The organism is Streptomyces sp. NPDC093801 (genome assembly GCF_040701585.1).
In the GTDB taxonomy this organism is placed as follows: Bacteria; Actinomycetota; Actinomycetes; order Streptomycetales; family Streptomycetaceae; genus Streptomyces.
In genome coordinates this window covers 342,330-360,369 of the sequence record NZ_JBFBDP010000001.1, presented here as the reverse complement: position 1 = coordinate 360,369, position 18,040 = coordinate 342,330, and the positions used below count along the sequence as shown (strand labels likewise).

Annotated in this window: 13 protein-coding genes, 1 pseudogene and 3 riboswitches; of the genes and pseudogenes, 5 read left to right on the top strand and 9 right to left on the bottom strand. The window is 71.2% G+C overall.

Annotated elements, in window-relative coordinates:
- Positions 1–292 precede the first annotated feature (292 nt).
- Positions 293–571, bottom strand: a complete 279-nt coding sequence (locus tag AB0469_RS01665) for a hypothetical protein (protein ID WP_366449258.1) — start codon at positions 569–571, stop codon at positions 293–295.
- Positions 572–761: 190 nt separating this feature from the next.
- The gene (locus AB0469_RS01660) at positions 762–1,706 is read right to left on the bottom strand and encodes a 5'-nucleotidase (RefSeq protein ID WP_366449257.1); all 945 of its coding nucleotides are present in this window, start codon (positions 1,704–1,706) and stop codon (positions 762–764) included.
- A gap of 217 nt (positions 1,707–1,923) precedes the next feature.
- Positions 1,924–2,072, top strand: a riboswitch (cobalamin riboswitch).
- A 179-nt stretch (positions 2,073–2,251) separates the two neighbouring features.
- Here AB0469_RS01660 and metE point away from each other — a divergent pair.
- Positions 2,252–4,576, top strand: a complete 2,325-nt coding sequence (gene metE / locus AB0469_RS01655; protein WP_366449256.1) for a 5-methyltetrahydropteroyltriglutamate--homocysteine S-methyltransferase — start codon at positions 2,252–2,254, stop codon at positions 4,574–4,576.
- Between the two features lie 138 nt (positions 4,577–4,714).
- On the opposite strand, the pseudogene AB0469_RS01650 reads toward metE, so the two are convergent.
- From AB0469_RS01650 to AB0469_RS01625, 6 genes and pseudogenes are all read right to left on the bottom strand, one after another.
- Positions 4,715–5,269: pseudogene (locus AB0469_RS01650) on the bottom strand (CbtA family protein); the annotation flags it as partial.
- A riboswitch (cobalamin riboswitch) is annotated at positions 5,234–5,392 on the bottom strand. Its footprint overlaps the pseudogene before it by 36 nt.
- A gap of 136 nt (positions 5,393–5,528) precedes the next feature.
- Positions 5,529–6,305 (bottom strand): enoyl-CoA hydratase, encoded by a 777-nt coding sequence (locus tag AB0469_RS01645; protein ID WP_366449255.1) that lies wholly within the window; start codon positions 6,303–6,305, stop codon positions 5,529–5,531.
- Positions 6,302–7,222 carry a 3-hydroxyisobutyrate dehydrogenase gene (gene mmsB / locus AB0469_RS01640; RefSeq protein ID WP_366449296.1) on the bottom strand — a complete coding sequence of 307 codons (921 nt, stop codon included), beginning with the start codon at positions 7,220–7,222 and terminating at the stop codon, positions 6,302–6,304. The genes AB0469_RS01645 and mmsB overlap by 4 nt, the downstream gene beginning before the upstream one ends.
- Positions 7,216–8,301, bottom strand: a complete 1,086-nt coding sequence (locus AB0469_RS01635; protein ID WP_366449254.1) for an enoyl-CoA hydratase/isomerase family protein — start codon at positions 8,299–8,301, stop codon at positions 7,216–7,218. The genes mmsB and AB0469_RS01635 overlap by 7 nt, the downstream gene beginning before the upstream one ends.
- A complete protein-coding gene (locus tag AB0469_RS01630) occupies positions 8,298–9,452 on the bottom strand; it encodes an acyl-CoA dehydrogenase family protein (RefSeq protein WP_366449253.1) in 1,155 nt (384 codons plus the stop codon). The genes AB0469_RS01635 and AB0469_RS01630 overlap by 4 nt, the downstream gene beginning before the upstream one ends.
- Positions 9,449–10,948, bottom strand: coding sequence for a CoA-acylating methylmalonate-semialdehyde dehydrogenase (locus AB0469_RS01625; RefSeq protein ID WP_366449252.1), 1,500 nt, complete (start codon positions 10,946–10,948; stop codon positions 9,449–9,451). Before AB0469_RS01625 ends, AB0469_RS01630 begins: the two co-directional genes overlap by 4 nt.
- Before the next feature lie 194 nt (positions 10,949–11,142).
- Positions 11,143–11,321: riboswitch (cobalamin riboswitch) on the bottom strand.
- 55 nt (positions 11,322–11,376) lie between these two features.
- Here AB0469_RS01625 and AB0469_RS01620 point away from each other — a divergent pair.
- Positions 11,377–12,291 carry a cobalamin-binding protein gene (locus AB0469_RS01620; protein ID WP_366449251.1) on the top strand — a complete coding sequence of 305 codons (915 nt, stop codon included), beginning with the start codon at positions 11,377–11,379 and terminating at the stop codon, positions 12,289–12,291.
- A 9-nt stretch (positions 12,292–12,300) separates the two neighbouring features.
- Here the strand turns inward: AB0469_RS01620 and AB0469_RS01615 are convergent, their stop codons facing one another.
- Complete coding sequence (locus AB0469_RS01615) at positions 12,301–13,704, bottom strand: short-chain fatty acyl-CoA regulator family protein (RefSeq protein ID WP_366449250.1); 1,404 nt, start codon at positions 13,702–13,704, stop codon at positions 12,301–12,303.
- Positions 13,705–14,088: 384 nt separating this feature from the next.
- Between AB0469_RS01615 and aceA the strand changes: the two genes are divergently transcribed.
- The 3 genes from aceA to AB0469_RS01600 all read left to right on the top strand — a co-directional run bounded on the left by aceA (position 14,089) and on the right by AB0469_RS01600 (position 17,951).
- Positions 14,089–15,375 carry an isocitrate lyase gene (gene aceA, locus AB0469_RS01610; protein WP_366449249.1) on the top strand — a complete coding sequence of 429 codons (1,287 nt, stop codon included), beginning with the start codon at positions 14,089–14,091 and terminating at the stop codon, positions 15,373–15,375.
- A 114-nt stretch (positions 15,376–15,489) separates the two neighbouring features.
- Positions 15,490–17,082, top strand: a complete 1,593-nt coding sequence (gene aceB / locus AB0469_RS01605) for a malate synthase A (protein ID WP_366449248.1) — start codon at positions 15,490–15,492, stop codon at positions 17,080–17,082.
- Positions 17,079–17,951 carry a 3-hydroxybutyryl-CoA dehydrogenase gene (locus AB0469_RS01600; RefSeq protein WP_366449247.1) on the top strand — a complete coding sequence of 291 codons (873 nt, stop codon included), beginning with the start codon at positions 17,079–17,081 and terminating at the stop codon, positions 17,949–17,951. Before aceB ends, AB0469_RS01600 begins: the two co-directional genes overlap by 4 nt.
- Positions 17,952–18,040 lie beyond the last annotated feature (89 nt).

Here is an 18,040-nt window from a genome sequence, read left to right as displayed (position 1 = left end):
CTCCCGTGCTGTGGCCGTTCTTCGCGCCGGACCCGGACCGGTACTACCGATGGCGGGTCCAGCTGGATTGCGCTTGCAACAAGGAGCTGATTTCGCCGGACGACCGCACCCCGCCGAGCGAGAGGCAGTGGCGCGGCCTTGGGGACGGTGAAGCATTGCCGCAGGGACAGGTGTACTGCCGGCACGATGATTCCGTCGATGCCCCCTACCGCGACATCATTGAGTGGGGAGCCCGACGGGAGGTGAGGCCAGCACGCCAGCCCGGCGGGCCGCCGCATTTCGGGCCTGAATCTCACGCGGATTGCTCCCCGCCACCGTGGTGCCGGTCTTCGGCGGCGCTGCGCATGTGGGCGGCGACGACCTTGCCAAGCCGCCGGTACACCGACATCGGCTCGATGAAGCCCCGCTCCTCGCACACCTCCGCGCACGAGAGCCCGCGAAGAGGCACGGGCAACCGTCGGTCGCTGAGGAGTTGTTCGAGCAGGACGGCCCCGCCGGCCACTCCGAGGTCATGCTTCGTGAGATCCAGTGGCTGGCCGAAGCCTGCGAGCCCTACGTACCGGTTGGGCATGCTGGCCTCCGCTCTTCACGCGACCACGCAGGGTCGCTGCTCTGATCCGGCCCATTCCCCCGGTGCAATGCGATGGTCCGAACTCCGATCGTGACAGGAACCACTGACAGCCACGCCGCCCGGACGCGAGGCAGGCTTTGCCTGAGCTGGCTCGACCCGCCGTCAGCAGCCGGCTGCAACAGCCCGCGTTTCATGCCGGCCCCGACGGATGAGCGTTGACGACTCCGAACGGCACGTGGACGCTCGGGGTGGCCGGTGCCGTGCCGTTCAGGTGGGAGACCTGGTCGTCGAAGAAGATGTGCGGGTCGAGGGCGCTCATCACGGCGGCCTTGTCGATGCCGCCGAGGAAGAAGGCGTCGTTGACGCGCAGGCCCCACTGCTTCAGGCTCCGCACGGCACGTTCGTGTGCGGGGGCGTCCCGGGCGGTGACCAGGGACACCCGGAGACGGGGCTGGTAGGCGGGATCCTTGTGGCGCTCCTCCTCTTCGCGACGCTGGATGCGGTTGATGCCGGCAAGGAATTCTTTCAAGGGTCCGGGGTCGTGAGGGGTGGTCACATTGAGGACCTCGTACGCGCGGAACCCCTCGATGCCGACCGTGCGGAAGACCTGCTCGGAGGAATCCCCGGCCAGTACGCCGTCGAAGTCGAAGGCGATGCGGAGTTCCTGGTCGGCTTCGTCATCGACCCGCTCCGTCGCGAGTACGTGTCCCGCCGGCATTCCGTCGGTCACCGCTTCCCGAACATCGGATCCGTTGGCCGAGAGGAACAAGGACATGTTCAAGGCGGGCATGAAGCGGTGTGACGGCCGGCCCTGCTGGAAGACGGCCCGACTGATGTGCAGGCCGTGCGCCGCGATGGAGCGCATGACGCGGAGTCCGGTATCCGGGTCGTTGCGCGACAGGATGATGACCTCGACCAGTGGATCGGAGGGATCCGCGAGGTCGTTGAGCGACAGCAGGCGCCGGACGAAGGGGAAGGCCACTCCCTTGGTCAGGATGTCGTCCACATGGTCTTCTTGGTAGGACCGGTACGCGTCCTCGCCCTGTTCCCGGAAGACCGTGTCGCAGTCGGTGAGGTCGAAGAGGGCGCTCGAGGCGATCCCGATGACGAGGCGGTCGGACAGGTCGTACTTCATCTCGCCCCCTGCTGGCACACGTGCAACATTGAGAGGGTTATCGCCTGTTTGAATATGCCGAAAACATGTGCGATCTCTGCTCGGTGACCAGCTGCGCTCCGGGCGGCTGTGTCTCGTTCGCTCGTCCGAATAATGGACGGCGGTCGTCGCCCAGCGGGCGCACGGCCTAGGCTGGCCGGGCAGCTGGTTCGCCCCGTCCGCCAGGCGGGATGCGTCGTAAGAGGGAACCCGGTGGGAATCCGGGACTGCCCCGCAGCGGTGAGCGGGAACGACCGCCGTCATACGCACTGGGACCGTGAGGTCCTGGGAAGCGACGGCCAGTAGGTGCCGGCCCAGTGGCCTGCGTGCCCGCGAGTCCGAAGACCTGCCCGTTGCCCGCACGCGGACGATTCCGTGTGCGGACATCCCGGTGACCTCGTGGGCGGGTCGGCGTACAGAGCGAGAACGGCCGGCCGTAGGGGTCGGGGCCGTCCGCTTCCGGTACCCCTTCGTGCCTGACGTGTCCCATCGGGATCTCAGGGATTCATCTCGCGAAGGAGATCTCCGTGACCACCCAGTCTGCAGCAGCGGCAGCAGGTGCCACCGTCCACGGCTACCCCCGTCAGGGCGGGAACCGTGAACTGAAGAAGGCGATCGAGGGCTACTGGAAGGGCCGCGTCACCGCCGACGCCCTCCACGCCACCGCTGCCGGCCTGCGCCGTACCGCCTGGCAGCAACTCGCCGCGGCCGGCCTCACCGAAGTACCCACCGGGGACTTCTCGTACTACGACCACGTCCTGGACACCACCGTCATGGTCGGCGCGGTCCCCGCACGCCACCGGGCCGCGGTCGCCGCCGACCCACTGGACGGCTACTTCGCGATGGCCCGGGGCACACAGGACGTGCCGCCGCTGGAGATGACCAAGTGGTTCGACACCAACTACCACTACCTGGTCCCCGAGCTGGGGCCGGACACCGTCTTCACCGCCGACCCCGCGAAGCAGGTCGCCGAGCTCGGAGAGGCCCTCGCCCTCGGTCACACCGCCCGTCCCGTCCTGGTCGGTCCTGTCACCTACCTGCTGCTGGCCAAGCCTGCACCCGGCGTGGCGGCGGACTTCCAGCCGTTGACCCTGCTCGACCGGCTCCTGCCCGTATATGCCCAGGTCCTGGCAGCCCTGCGTGCCGCCGGCGCCGAGTGGGTGCAGCTGGACGAGCCCGCCCTGGTGCAGGACCGCACCCCGGCCGATCTCAACGCGGCCGCCCGCGCCTACCGTGACCTGGGCGCACTCACCGACCGGCCCAAGCTGCTCGTCGCCTCCTACTTCGACCGGCTCGGGGAGGCCCTGCCCGTCCTGGCGAAGGCGCCCGTCGAAGGCCTCGCCCTCGACTTCACCGGCCCGGCCGCCGCTCAGCTCGACGACCTCGCGGCCGTGGGCGGACTGCCCGGCAAGCGCCTGGTCGCCGGGGTCGTGGACGGCCGCAACATCTGGGTCAACGACCTGGAGAGGTCCCTGACCACCCTCGGGACCCTGCTCGGCCTGGCCGACAGGGTGGACGTGGCAGCCTCGTGCTCCCTGCTGCACGTCCCGCTCGACGCCGCCGCGGAACGGGACGTCGACCCGCAGATCGTGCGCTGGCTCGCCTTCGCCCGGCAGAAGGCCGCCGAGATCGCGACCCTCGCGAAGGGCCTCAGGTCCGGCACCGCGGCGGTGGCCGGTGAGCTCTCCGCCAACCGGGCCGCCCTCGCCTCCCGGACAGCCTCCCCCATCACGCACGACCCGGCCGTCCGCGCCCGTACCGCGGCCGTCACCGACGCCGACGGCCGCCGCGCCCAGCCCTACGGCGAGCGCGCCGCCGCCCAGCGGGCCCATCTGGGTCTGCCCCTGCTGCCGACCACCACGATCGGTTCGTTCCCGCAGACCGACGAACTGCGCGCGGCCCGTGCCGACCTGCGGGCCGGACGGATCGACCCGGCCGGGTACGAGGCCCGCATCAAGGGCGAGATCGAGGAGGTGATCTCCTTCCAGGAGAAGACCGGTCTGGACGTCCTGGTGCACGGCGAGCCCGAACGCAACGACATGGTCCAGTACTTCGCGGAGCAGCTGACCGGCTACCTCGCCACGCAGCACGGTTGGGTCCAGTCCTACGGCACCCGCTACGTCCGCCCGCCGGTGCTGGCCGGGGACGTCTCCCGGCCCGATCCGATGACCGTCCGCTGGACCTCGTACGCGCAGTCCCTGACGGCCAAGCCGGTCAAGGGCATGCTGACCGGGCCGGTCACCATGCTCGCCTGGTCCTTCGTGCGGGACGACCAGCCGCTGGGCGACACCGCCCGCCAGGTCGCGCTCGCCCTGCGGGACGAGGTGAACGACCTGGAGGCGGCCGGGACGTCGGTGATCCAGGTCGACGAGCCGGCTCTCCGTGAGACCCTGCCGCTGCGCGCCGCCGGCCACGCCGACTACCTGGCCTGGGCCACCGAGGCGTTCCGCCTGACGACCTCCGGGGTCCGGCCGGATACCCAGATCCACACCCACATGTGCTACGCCGAGTTCGGCGACATCGTGCAGGCCATCGACGACCTCGACGCGGACGTCATCAGCCTGGAGGCCGCCCGCTCGCACATGCAGGTCGCTCGGGAACTGGCCGCCCACGGCTACCCCCGCCAGGCCGGGCCGGGCGTGTGGGACATCCACTCCCCGCGCGTCCCCAGTTCTGAGGAAGCGGCCGCTCTGCTGCGGACGGGCCTGGAGGCCATTCCGGCCGAGCGGCTGTGGGTCAACCCCGACTGCGGGCTGAAGACCCGTGGCTGGCCCGAGACCCGTGCGTCCCTGGAGAACCTGGTGGTCGCTGCCCGTGAGGTCCGCGCCGGCCTTGCCCGCGACCACGCCTGACCTGCACGAACAGAGCCCTGGCGTCCCGGTTGTCCGGGGCGCCAGGGCTCTGAAGGTGGCTTCGGTGCGAGGATCAGCCGAGGGCGAGACCGGCTGCGGGGCCGTAGCTTCCCTACCGGCGCGGTCAGCGCGGTGGGCCAGGAGCCGCTGGGCGAGGACGCCGAAGACGACGGCGAACACGACCCACATCACGACCTGGACGGTCACCGATGCGACCCGGAACTCCCACAGCAGGGCCGGGGGGAACTCGGGCTTGACGGCGTCCGTGTTGTCCGGGAGTACCTGTCAGGCCAGCGCCGCGGCGGCGACGAAAGCGGCGCCCGCCGTCAGCGTCGCGTTCCAGTTGCCCAGCCGCGGGGCCAGCCGGCGGCCCGCGATGAGCGCGCCGACGCCGGGCAGGACGCTGAGCAGGATTATCAGGAAGAACAGCGTGGTGCGCTGCCCGATGGTGTCGGGATTCCCGACGGCCGGCGGGTTGGCCGGGTACTTCAGGAACGGCACGAAGTAGACCGTGGTGAAGGCGCCGGCTGCCGTGAGCGCGGCCGTGGCCCGCGGGCTGAAGCCGCCGACGCGGCCCAGGACGAAGGAGAACGCGAGGGAGGCGATGCCGCCCAGGGCGACGCCGCAGACCAGGACACCGGTGGCGAGGCCGTCGGTGGACTGGACGGGGCGGCTGACGAGTCTGACTTGCCGCGGCCGCCACCCCGGATGGGGAGTGTCGTCGCAGCACACAGTGGCGCGACCATGCCGGATTCACACCGGGCTTCCGTCTCGCCGTCGCTGCTATGTGCAGATGTCGGCGTGACGCTACAGTCCGCGACCTTGCTGGTCCAAGCGGATGAGTCCCTGATCACACGTGGTGCCCGGGACGCGAGACGGCATGGGCCTGTTCCTCCCGGCGGGGCAGGCGGCCCGGGGCGGTGGGTGTGCCGCCCCGGGTCACCCGGTGTGCTCAGCCGTGGGTGAAGTGCGGCGGGCGCTTGTCCACGAAGGCGGACATGCCCTCCTTCTGGTCGGCGGTCGCGAACACCGCGTGGAAGAGGCGGCGTTCGAAGCGGACGCCTTCGGTGAGGGTGGTCTCGAAGGCGCGGTTGACGGCCTCCTTGGCCATCATCGCGACCGGCTTGGACATCTCGGCGACGGTCGTGGCCACGGCGAGGGCTTCGGCGAGCAACTCGTCGGCGGGGACGATCCGGGAGACCAGCCCGGCGCGCTCGGCCTCGGCGGCGTCCATGGTGCGGCCGGTCAGGCACAGCTCCATGGCCTTGGCCTTGCCGACGGCGCGGGTGAGGCGCTGGGAGCCGCCGATGCCGGGGATGACACCGAGTTTGATCTCGGGCTGACCGAACTTCGCGGTGTCGGCGGCAAGAAGGATGTCGCAGAGCATGGCCAGCTCGCATCCGCCGCCCAAGGCGTACCCGGAGACCGCGGCGAGGGTGGGTGTACGGACCTGGCCGAGCCGGTCCCACGCGGTGAACCAGTCGCTGAGGTACATGTCCATGTAGCTTTGCGGGCGCATCTCCTTGATGTCCGCCCCGGCCGCGAACGCCTTCGCCGAGCCGGTGAGGACGATGCAGCCGACGTCAGGGTCCCGGTCGAGTGCCTCCGTGGCGGCCACGACCTCGGTCATGACCTGGAGGTTGAGGGCGTTGAGCGCCTGGGGCCGGTTGAGGGTCAGGACGGCGACGCGTCCCTTGCGCTCGAGGAGGATGGTCTCGTACGTGGTCATGTGGTGGTTCCGTTCTGGTTCGGTCCGGCCGGTCGGAGGGTGCGGACGATTGCCGAGAAGTCGAGCTCCGCGCCGTCGCCCGCGGCGAACGCCGCGTAGAGCTCGGCAGCCTTGAGGCCCAGGGGCGCGTCCACCCCGCCAGCCCGCAGGGCGTTGGCGGCGAGGCCGAGGTCCTTGGCCATGAGCGGGGCCGCGAAGCCGGGGCGGTACTCGCGGTTGGCGGGGCTGGCCGGAACGGGGCCGGGGACCGGGCAGTTGACGGTCAGGGCCCAGCACTGGCCCGATGCCGTGGAAGCGACGTCGTAGAGGGCCTGGTGGTCCAGGCCCAGGCTCTCGGCGAGGACGAAGGCCTCGCTGACCCCGATCATCGAGACGGCGAGGATCATGTTGTTGCAGATCTTCGCCGCCTGGCCGGCGCCTGCCGTGCCGCAGTGCACGGCCTTCTTGCCCATGGCGTCGAGCAGCGGCTCGGCGGCGGCGAACTCCTCGGGTCCGCCGCCCGCCATGAAGGTGAGCGTGGCCGCCTCAGCACCCACCACCCCGCCGGACACCGGGGCGTCCAGTGCCCGGTGACCGGCCGCGGCGGCGGCCTCGTGGGCGGCCCGGGCGTCGGAGACGTCGATGGTGGAGCAGTCGACGAACAGGGTGCCGGGCCGGGCTGCGGCCAGGACGCCTAGCTCGCGGTAGAGGGCGAGGACGTGGTGGCCGGCCGGCAGCATGGTGATCACCACCTCGGCGTCCGCTACGGCTCCGACTGCGGACGGAGCGGGTTCGACCCCGTGGGCGGCGGCGGTGGCCAGCAGCTCGGGTACGAGGTCGAAGCCGAGGACGCGGTGGCCGGCCTTGACGAGGTTGGCGGCCATCGGGCCGCCCATGTGGCCGAGCCCGATGAACGCGACGGTGGTGCTGGTCACCAGACGACCTCCTGAGACGGAGCGGTCGCGCCGAGCCGGAGCTCGTGCGCGTCGAGCGGGGCGAAGAACCGGTCCACGGCGGCGGGGCTGACCTCTTCGAGGGTGGCGGGGGACCAGTGCGGGGTGCGGTCCTTGTCGATGACCTGGGCGCGGATGCCCTCGACGAGGTCTGGGGAGGACAGCGCCGTGCAGGAGACGCGGTATTCCTGTTCCAGGACGCGTTCCAGCGGTCCGAGTCGGCGGGCCCGGCGCAGCGCGGCCAGGCTGACCTTGACCGCCGTGGGGGACTTGGACAGGAGGGTGTCCGCCGCGGCCTTGGCGGCGGGTTCCCCCGAGGCCAGCAGCCGGGCGACGATCTCCTCGGCGGTGTCGGCGGAATAGCAATGGTCGATCCACTCGCGCGCCGGGGCGAGGGCGCCGGGTTGCGGCTGCCGTACGTACCGCTCCAGTACGGCGTGTACGGGTTCCGCGGCCAGCTCTCGGGCCAGGGCGGGCAGGTCGGCCGAGGGGACGAAGTGGTCGGCGAGCCCGCACAGGAGTGCGTCGGCGGCGCCGACGGGTGCGCCGGTGAGGGCCAGGTGGGTGCCGAGTTCCCCGGGCGCGAGGGCCAGCAGGTACGTGCCGCCGACGTCCGGGACGAAGCCGATGCCGGTCTCGGGCATGGCCACGCGGGAGCGTTCGGTGACGATGCGGACGCTGCCGTGGGCCGAGATCCCGACGCCGCCGCCCATGACGATGCCGTCCATGAGGGCGACGTACGGCTTGGGGTAGCGGGCGATCAGGGCGTTGAGCCGGTACTCGTCGCGCCAGAAGGCCGCCGAGGCGGTGCCGCCGGTGCGGGCGTCCTCGTGGATCGCACGGATGTCCCCGCCGGCGCACAGGCCCCTGTCACCGGAGCCGTCGATGACGACCAGCTCGATCGCAGGGTCGTCGGCCCAGGCCGTGAGTGCCTCCTCGATGCGGAGCACCATGGGGTGGCTGAGGGCGTTGAGTGCCTTGGGGCGGTTGAGGGTGATGTAGGCGGCGTGGTCCTCGGTGCGGGTGAGGACGTGGTCGTGATCGGTCGGTGTGTGGTTGGTCATCGCAGGGTCTCCGTGAGTCCGCGCGCGACGATGACGCGCATGACCTCGTTGGTGCCTTCCAGGATCTGGTGGACGCGCAGGTCGCGGACGATCTTCTCGATGCCGTACTCGCTGAGGTAGCCGTAGCCGCCGTGCAGCTGGAGGGCCGCGTCGGCGACCGTGTACCCGGTGTCGGTGGCGAACCGCTTGGCCATCGCGCACAGTCGCGGGGCCAGCGCATCGCCCGTGTCGAGGGCCTCGGCGGCCTGCCGGACCAGGGCGCGGGCGGCGGCCAGCTCGGTGGCCATGTCGGCCAGCCGGAACTGGAGCGCCTGGCGGTCCAGGAGCCGACTGCCGAAGGCCTCGCGGTCCGCCAGGTAGGACAGCGACCGGTCCAGGGCGCTCTGGCCGCCGCCGAGCGAGCAGGCGGCGATGCCGAGTCGGCCGCCGTTGAGGCCGCTCATGGCGATGCGGAAGCCGTCGCCCTCCGAGCCCAGCCGCCGGTCGGCGGGGAGGCGGACGCCGTCGAGGACGACCTGGCGGGTCGGCTGGGCGTTCCAGCCCATCTTCCGTTCGTTCGGCCCGAACGAGACCCCCGGGTCCTCGCGTTCGACGACGAACGCGGAGATCCCGCCCGGGCCCGACTCGCCGGTCCTCGCCATGACCACGTACACGCCGGCCGATCCGGCACCGGAGATGAACTGCTTGACGCCGGTCAGGACGTAGTGGTCACCCTGCCGCTCCGCGCGGGTGCGCAGCGCGGCGGCGTCCGATCCCGCGCCCGGTTCGGTCAGGCAGTAGCTGCCCAGGGTCGCCGCGGAGCACAGGCCGGGCAGCCAGCGGGCGCGCTGGGCGTCGTCGCCGTAGCGGTCGATCATCCAGGCGACCATGTTGTGGATGGACAGGTAGCCGGCGATGGACGGGCAGCCGGTGGCGAGGGTTTCGAAGACGAGGACGCCGTCGCTGCGTGACAGGCCCGAGCCGCCGTGTTCCTCGCGGACGTACACACCGGCGAGACCGAGGGCGGCGGCCTGTCGGATGACGTCGACGGGGAAGTGCTTGTCCTGGTCCCATGCCAGGGCATGGGGGGCCAGTTGCTCCTGGGCGAAGTCGAGGGTGACCTCGGCCAGGGCGAGCTGGTCCTCGGTGAGGGCGGTGGTCACGGCGCTCACCCCATCGTCGGGATGGTGAAGCTCGCGCCTTCCTTGACCCCGGAGGGCCAGCGCGAGGTGACGGTCTTGGTGCGGGTGTAGAAGCGGATCGAGTCCGGGCCGTGCTGGTTCAGGTCGCCGAATCCGGAGCGCTTCCAGCCGCCGAAGGTGTGGTAGGCGACCGGTACCGGGATGGGGACGTTGACGCCGACCATGCCGGTGTTGACGCGGCGTGTGAACTCGCGGGCGGTGTCCCCGTCGCGGGTGAAGATCGCCACTCCGTTGCCGTACGGGTGCTCGCTCGGCAGGCGCAGGGCCTCCTCGAAGTCGGCGGCTCGGACGACCGACAGGACGGGGCCGAAGATCTCCTCGCGGTAGACGCGCATCTGCGGGGTGACCCGGTCGAAGAGGGAGGCGCCGGCGAAGTAGCCGTTCTCGTGGCCTTCCAGAGTGAACCCGCGGCCGTCGACGACGAGTTCGGCTCCCTCGTTGACGCCGATGTCGACGTAGCGGCGGACCCGGTCGAGGGCGTCCCGGCTGACCAGCGGCCCGAAGTCGGCCTCCGGGTCGTCGGACCGGCCGATCTTCAGGGTGGCGATGCGGTCCTTGAGGGCGGCGACCAGCCGGTCGGCCGTCTCCTCGCCGACGGGTACGGCGACGGAGATGGCCATGCAGCGCTCGCCCGCCGAGCCGTAGCCGGCGCCGATGAGGGCGTCGACGGCCTGGTCGAGGTCCGCGTCCGGCATCACGATCATGTGGTTCTTGGCGCCGCCGAAGCACTGGGCGCGCTTGCCGTGGGACGCGGCGGTGGCGTAGATGTGCGCGGCGATCGGGGTCGAGCCGACGAAGCCGAGGGCCTGGACGCGCGGGTCTTCGAGGAGGGTGTCGACGGACTCCTTGCCGCCGTTGACCACGTTGAGCACGCCCGGCGGCAGTCCCGCCTCCAGGAACAGCTCCGCGAGCCGCAGCGGTACCGACGGATCGCGCTCGGACGGCTTGAGGATGAACGCGTTCCCGCAGGCCAGCGCGGGCGCGGCCTGCCACAGCGGGATCATCGCGGGGAAGTTGAACGGCGTGATGCCGGCGACCACGCCGAGCGGGCTGCGCAGGGAGTGCACGTCGATGCCGGTTCCGGCGTTGTCGGTGAACTCCCCCTTGAGGAGGTGCGGGATCCCGGCGGCGAACTCGACCACCTCCAGGCCGCGTTGCAGGTCGCCGTGGGCGTCGGCCACGGTCTTGCCGTGCTCGGAAGACAGAAGCCTGGCCAGGCTCTCGCGTTCGCCTTCGACGAGCTGGAGGAAGCGCAGCAGCACGCGGGCGCGTCGCTGAGGGTTCCACTGCCCCCAATCGACCTGCGCCTCCTCGGCGTTGGCGATGGCGGCCTCGGTGTCGGCGCGCCCGGCCAGGGGCACGCGCGCCTGGACGGCGCCGGTGTTGGGGTCGTACACGTCGGCGAAGAGTCCGGAGGTGCCGGTGGTGTGCTTTCCGCCGATGAAATGGGTGAGTTCACGGACCATGGGTGCCTGCTCTCGTCAGGTTGGATCCGGGGATGGCACGGCAGACCGGCGGACGACACCCTGATGGGGGTGTGCCGCTGCGGAAAGCCGTGGGAACTACGAGCGCACGGAAGTGGTGTGCGTGCGCTCCGCCGGATCACCAGGGTCGTGGGTACAAACCGGTGCCATGCGTGTCTGCTCCATCCTCGTGGACAAACGCGGGAACAATCCGCGGCCGGTATCCTGACTCCCGGATCCCCGCGCGCCGCCCGCCTTCCCGACAGACTTCGTCAGTGGCGTGTGGATGGCAGCACACTCCCCGGTCACAGTGGCGGGACCGTGCCGGATTCACACCGGCTTCCCTGCACCGCGGACCTTGTGCCAGGAACATATAGTTGGACGTCCTAGTAAGTCCAGACTCACCGCTCGGGCGGGCCTAGAGTCGCCGTATGCGCATCGTCTCCCTGCTCCCGGCGGCCACCGACATCGTGGCGGACCTCGGACTCGTCTCCGACCTGGTCGGACGCACCCACGAATGCGACTGGCCGCCCGCAGCGGTCGCCTCCGTACCCGTCGTGACCCGGGCCGAATTCGACGCGGACGTGCTCACCAGCCGGGAGATCTCCACCGCGGTGGGCGGCGCGGCACACAGTGGATCCTCGCTCTACACCCTGGACACGGAGGCGCTCGCCGCCCTCGCACCGGACGTCCTGCTCACCCAGGACCTCTGCCAGGTCTGCGCGGTGTCCTACGAGGCGGTCTCCCACGCGGTGCGCGTCATGGACGCCGGCCCCCGGGTGCTGAGCCTGGAGCCGCGGACGTTGGACGACGTACTGGACTGCCTGGTCACGGTGGGCGAGCTGCTGGGGGTGGGGGAGGCTGCCGAGCGGCGACGCACGGAGTTGCGTGGCCGCCTGGCCGAGGTCCGGCGCCGCACGGCGGGGCGAGCGCGGCCCCGGGTCGTCGCCATCGAGTGGCTCGACCCGCTCTGGCCCGCCGGCCACTGGGTACCGGAGCAGATCGCCGCGGCCGGCGGCGAAGCGCTCCTGGCCGAGCCCGGTGAGCACACCAAGCCGATGACGTGGGAGGCGGTACGCGAGGCCCGCCCGGACGTGATCCTCGTGCTCCCGTGCGGTTTCCCGCCCGAGCGGACCATGACGGAGCTCGACCTGCTCACCGCCCAGCCGGGCTGGCACGAACTGCCCGCCGTGGCGGCCGGCGAGGTGTGGGTCCTGGACGGACCTGCGTACTTCAACCGGCCGGGCCCCCGCGTGGTCCGCGGCGCCGAGGTGCTCGCCCACGTGCTCCACGGCGTACGGGCGGGGGACCCGGTGACCGAGGCGGAGGCTCGGCGGCTGCGGTGAGCCGGATCCTCAGCCCCGGTCCCGGGCGACGGGGTAGGGGATGAACGTGCTGCTGTTCTCGTCAACGGTGAGTGTCCGGCCGAGGGGCGGGACGGCGCGCTGGGGGCAGTCGAGGCGTTCGCAGAGCCGGCATCCCATGCCGATGGGGGTGGCGGCGGAGGCGTTGTCCAGGTCGAGGCCGTCGGAGTAGACGAGCCGGGACGCATGCCGGATCTCGCAGCCAAGCCCGATGGCGAAGGTCTTGCCGGGCTCGCCCCAGCCGCCGCGGTGCCGGGTGACGGCCCGGGCGGTCCACAGGTAACGCTGGCCGTCGGGCATGGCGGCGACCTGGACGTGGATCCGGCTGGGCGCGGCGAAGGCCTCGTACACGTTCCACAGCGGACAGGTGCCGCCCGCGCGGGAGAAGTGGAACCCGGTCGCCGACTGCCTCTTGGACATGTTCCCGGCCCGGTCGACCCGCACGAAGGAGAACGGCACCCCGCGCAGCCTGGGACGTTGCAGGGTGCTCAGGCGGTGGCAGACGGTCTCGTAGCCGAGGCCGAAGTGGTCGGTGAGGCGTTCGATGTCGTAGCGGAACTCTTCGGCGGCCGTGTGGAAGGCGCGGTACGGGAGGATCAGTGCGGCGGCGAAGTAGTTGGCGATGCCGATGCGGGCCAGGCTGTGGGCGGGGGAGCCCGGATCGAAGTCCTCGGCGGCCAGCCGGTCCAGCTCGTCCCCGTGTTCCAGGAGCGCCAGCTGGGTGGCTATGCGGAACGCCTGCTGGCCGGGGCGGAGCCGACCGGACAGGTGCAGGACCCGCGTTCCGGCATCGAAGTGGTGCAGGCGGTCGGAGTCCGAGGTGAGCCGGATCCCGTGGTGGTCGGCCAGGCGCTTCGACAGCAGCCGGACGACCTCTCCCGGGCGGATGCCCATCTCCCGGGCGAGGCCCTCGGCGGCGACGTCGGTGTCGTGGAGGTAGTTCTGGCGGCGGTAGAAGAACTCGCGGATCTCCTCGTGCGGTGAACGCGGCGCGGCCGGTCCACCGTCCCGGCCGTCGGCGGTGTCGGCCAGCCGCTCGGCCAGGAGTTGGCTGCGCCGACCGAGGTCCAGCAGGACGGAGGCCACCGCCGGCATCCGGGTCGCGAGCTCGGCGAGGTCCGAAGAAGAGACGCGGGCCCCGGCGATCTCGCCCGCCAGTGCCTCGCGCAGATCGGCCACCAGCCGGCTGGTGTCGCGTTCGGAGAAGAAGCCGGGGTCCACGCCGAACGCCTCGGTCAGCCGCAGCAGGACAGGCACGGTCAATGGCCGGGAGTCGTGCTCCATCTGGTTCAGGTAGCTGGGGGAGATGGCCAGGACCCGGGCCAGCTCGGCCTGGCTCATCCGGCGCTCCTCGCGCAGCCGCCGCAGCCGCGCTCCCGCGTACGTCTTGCTCACCTGGGCTCCTTCAGCCGCTCCCGCCAGGGCTTCAGCGTACGCACGATCCTGCCCACGCCAACCTTTGCAAGCTTGGCAATTCGGCCGCAGAAGATTCGCAGAAGTTGGCAGATGTGCGGCATTGATGGCACTGCGTGCCGCTGTCAGAGTCTGTCGTGCGGCCCGCCGGACCCCCGGCGGCCGGGCCGACTGGACGGAGCCCGACTCGCGCCCTGACGTCGGAGATTCCGGCCGTCCGCCCCGGCTGACCTGCAGCATTGCCCAGCTCCTCCCCAGGTGGGGGCCGGCGGCCGCAAACCCAAGAACACGGCACACAGTGCCAATCTCTCGTCGCGACGGACGCGGCATTGGCAGACCAAGCGATTCATGGAGACGGTGACGGTCATGGCAGACACGAACACGACGGCGGCGGCCGAGCAGCTGAAGCAGCGGTGGGCGACGGACCCGCGCTGGGCGGGCATCGAGCGGACCTACACCGCCGAGGACGTCGTCAGGCTCTCCGGCAGCGTCCGCGAGGAGCACACCCTCGCCCGCCGAGGCGCCGAACGGCTGTGGCGGCAGCTCCACGACCTCGACTACGTCCACGCCCTGGGCGCGCTCACCGGCGGACAGGCCGTCCAGCAGGTCCGCGCCGGCCTTCAGGCGATCTACCTCTCCGGCTGGCAGGTCGCCGCCGACGCCAACCAGGCTGGACACACCTACCCCGACCAGTCCCTCTACCCGGTCAACTCAGTCCCCCAGGTGGTCCGTCGGATCAACAACGCGCTGCTCCGGGCGGATCAGATCGCCACCGCCGAAGGCGGCTCGGACACGACGGACTGGCTGGCGCCGATCGTCGCCGACGCGGAGGCCGGCTTCGGCGGCCCGCTGAACGCCTTCGAGCTCACCAAGGCGATGATCGCGGCCGGTGCAGCGGGCATCCACTACGAGGACCAGTTGGCCTCGGAGAAGAAGTGCGGCCACCTCGGCGGCAAGGTCCTCGTCCCCACGTCCCAGCACATCCGCACCCTCAACGCCGCACGTCTGGCCGCTGACATCGCGGACACCCCGACCCTGATCATCGCCCGCACCGACGCCCTCGCCGCGAACCTGCTGACCAGCGACGTCGACGACCGCGACGCGCAGTTCTGCACCGGCGAGCGCACCGCGGAGGGCTTCTACCGGGTGCAGAACGGTATGGCCCCCGTCATCGCACGCGGCCTCGCCTACGCCCCGTACGCCGACCTCATCTGGGTCGAGACCGGCACCCCGGACCTCGCCCAGGCCCGCGAGTTCGCCGAGGCGATCCACGCCCGGCACCCGGACCAGATGCTCGCCTACAACTGCTCGCCGTCCTTCAACTGGAAGGCCGCGCTGGACGACGACCAGATCGCCAAGTTCCAGCGGGAGCTCGGCGCGATGGGCTACAAGTTCCAGTTCATCACCCTGGCCGGCTTCCACTCCCTGAACCACGGCATGTTCGACCTCGCCCGCGGGTACGCCGAACACGGCATGACCGCCTACGTCGACCTGCAGGAGCGCGAGTTCGCCGCCCAGCAGCACGGCTTCACCGCCGTCAAGCACCAGCGCGAGGTCGGCACGGGCTACTTCGACCTGGTCTCCACCGCCGTCAACCCGGCCTCCTCCACCACCGCCCTCGCCGGCTCCACGGAGGTAGAGCAGTTCCACTAGGACGCTCTGCCCCCTCCCGGCCCGGCCGTGGCCGGAGGCCCGTGTTCAGCGGGAGCCGGAGGACCGTCTCCGTCCGGCTCCCGCCCCACCCTCGTCGCCTCGTCAGGAGACCGCATGACCACCACCGCCACCACGCACCAGGTCCGCGTCCTTGCGGCACCCGGCGACCGCCACGACGAGATCCTCACCCCGGAGGCGCTCGACTTCATCGGCCGCCTCGACGCGGCCTTCGCCCACCGCCGCGCCGACATCCTCAAAGAGCGGCTCCGCCGCAAGGACCGCCTCATCTCAGGCTCCCCGCTGGACTTCTCCATCGCCACCGCCGCCGTCCGCGCCGACCCCCACTGGCGCGTGGCCCCACCGGCCCCGGGCCTGGAGGACCGCAGGGTGGAGATCACCGGCCCGCCGGACCGCCGGATGACGGTCAACGCGCTCAACTCCGGTGCCAAGGTGTGGATGGCCGACTTCGAAGACGCCACCGCCCCCACCTGGAACAACGTCATCGGCGGCCAGCTCAACCTGCTCGACGCGATCGAGCGCCGCATCGACTTCACCACGCTCGAGGGCAAGGAGTACCGCCTCGGCGAGGACCTGGCGACCATCGTCGTCCGGCCCCGGGGCTGGCACCTCCTCGAAGAGCACCTGGAGATCGACGGACGGCCCGTCCCCGCGTCGCTCGTGGACTTCGGCCTGTACTTCTTCCACTGCGCGCAGCGTCAGATCGACGCCGGACACGGCCCGTACTTCTACCTCCCCAAGCTGGAGAACGCCGGCGAGGCCCGCCTGTGGAACGACGTCTTCGTCCTCGCCCAGGAACTCCTCGGGATCCCGCGCGGCACCATCCGCGCCACCGTCCTCATCGAGACCATCACCGCGGCCTTCGAGATGGAGGAGATCCTCCACGCCCTGCGCGAGCACAGTGCCGGCCTCAACGCCGGCCGCTGGGACTACCTGTTCAGCATCATCAAGACCTTCGGCCACCGCACCGACTTCCAGCTCCCCGACCGCGCCCAGATCACGATGACCGCACCCTTCATGCGCGCCTACACCGAACTCCTCGTCCGCACCTGCCACAAGCGCGGCGCGCACGCCATCGGAGGCATGGCCGCCCACGTGCCGGCCAAGGACCCCGACGCCAACACGGCGGCCCTCGCCAAGGTCCGGCTGGACAAGGAACGCGAGGCCGAGGACGGCTTCGACGGCTCCTGGGTCGCCCACCCGGCGCTCGTCCCCGTCTGCCGCGAGGTCTTCGACGCGGTCCTCGACGGCAGGCCGCACCAGCTCGACCGGTCCCGCGAGGACGTCCACGTCCGAGCCGCCGACCTGCTGTCCGTCCGCCGCATCAGCGCGCCGCCCACGGCAGCAGGGGTCCGGGCCAACCTGGCCGTCTCGCTGCGCTACTTCGAGGCCTGGCTGCGCGGCCAGGGAGCGGTCGCCTTGTACGGCCTCATGGAGGACGCGGCCACCGCCGAGATCGCCCGCGGCCAGCTCTGGCAATGGCTGCGGCACCGCAGGATCGACCGGGACGACCTGCTCGCCGTGCTCGAAGAGGAATGCGACGCGCTCACCGCAGAGCGGCCGTACGCCCTCGTACCGGAGGCCAGGGCCGTACTGGAGCGGGCCGCCCTGGGGCGCGACCTGCCGGCCTTCTTCACCCCCGACACGTACAGCCGTCACCTGGTCCGCCGTGCGGAGGTGCGGTCATGAGCGCCGTTATCCGCCGGGTCGGGGTCGTCGGAGGCGGTCAGATGGGCGCCGGAATCGCCGAAGTCTGTGCCCGCGCCGGACTCGACACCGTCGTCTGCGAGGCCGACGGCACCGCCGCCCGGGCGGCCCGCGAACGCGTCGCCGTCTCCCTCGAGCGCGCCGTCCAGCGGGGCAAGCTCGACCGGATCTCCGCCGAGGACGCCCTCGCCCGCCTCGTCTTCACCGGCAGCCTCGACGACCTCGCCGACCGGCAGCTCGTCATCGAGGCCGTCACCGAGAACGCGGAGGTGAAGACGGAGACGTTCGCAGCCCTGGACAAGATCGTCGAGGATCGCGAGGCAATCCTCGCGACGAACACCTCCTCCTTTCCCGTCATGCGCCTGGGCATGGTCACCGGGCGGGCCGACCGGGTGGTCGGCCTGCACTTCTTCAACCCCGTGCCCGTGCTGCCGCTGGTGGAGGTGGTCTCGTCGCTGCACACCTCCCGGGAGACCGTGGAGACGGTTGAGGCCTTCGCCCGGGAGGCCCTGGGCAAGACGACGATCCGCTCCCAGGACCGGGCCGGATTCGTCGTCAACGCCCTTCTCGTCCCGTACCTGCTGTCGGCGATCCGGATGGCCGAGTCCGGCTTCGCCACCCCGGCCGACGTCGACGCCGGCATGGAGCTCGGCTGCGCACACCCCATGGGCCCGCTGAAGCTGGCCGATCTCATCGGCCTCGACACGGTCGCCGCCATCGCGGAGTCGCTCTACGACGAGTTCAAGGAACCCCTTTACGCCCCGCCGCCGCAGCTGATGCGGATGGTGCAGGCAGGGCTGCTGGGCCGCAAGACAGGCCGGGGGTTCCACACCTACGACCGGGACTGCTGAGGGACCCGGTGCTGCCGCCGGGCTGAGGGGCCCGGCAGCGTGTGGAGGAAGGGGTGCGGCGGAGTGGTGTCCGCCGCACCCCTTCGCCC

What these genes read in the sequence shown, in the direction of transcription:
- AB0469_RS01660 (WP_366449257.1), bottom strand. Translation starts at nt 1,706, where the DNA reads ATGAAGTACGACCTGTCCGACCGCCTCGTCATCGGGATCGCCTCGAGC.
- AB0469_RS01600 (WP_366449247.1), top strand. Translation starts at nt 17,079, where the DNA reads ATGAGCGCCGTTATCCGCCGGGTCGGGGTCGTCGGAGGCGGTCAGATG.
- AB0469_RS01665 (WP_366449258.1), bottom strand. Translation starts at nt 571, where the DNA reads ATGCCCAACCGGTACGTAGGGCTCGCAGGCTTCGGCCAGCCACTGGAT.
- aceA (WP_366449249.1), top strand. Translation starts at nt 14,089, where the DNA reads ATGGCAGACACGAACACGACGGCGGCGGCCGAGCAGCTGAAGCAGCGG.
- AB0469_RS01645 (WP_366449255.1), bottom strand. Translation starts at nt 6,305, where the DNA reads ATGACCACGTACGAGACCATCCTCCTCGAGCGCAAGGGACGCGTCGCC.
- AB0469_RS01625 (WP_366449252.1), bottom strand. Translation starts at nt 10,948, where the DNA reads ATGGTCCGTGAACTCACCCATTTCATCGGCGGAAAGCACACCACCGGC.
- AB0469_RS01620 (WP_366449251.1), top strand. Translation starts at nt 11,377, where the DNA reads ATGCGCATCGTCTCCCTGCTCCCGGCGGCCACCGACATCGTGGCGGAC.
- aceB (WP_366449248.1), top strand. Translation starts at nt 15,490, where the DNA reads ATGACCACCACCGCCACCACGCACCAGGTCCGCGTCCTTGCGGCACCC.
- AB0469_RS01635 (WP_366449254.1), bottom strand. Translation starts at nt 8,301, where the DNA reads ATGACCAACCACACACCGACCGATCACGACCACGTCCTCACCCGCACC.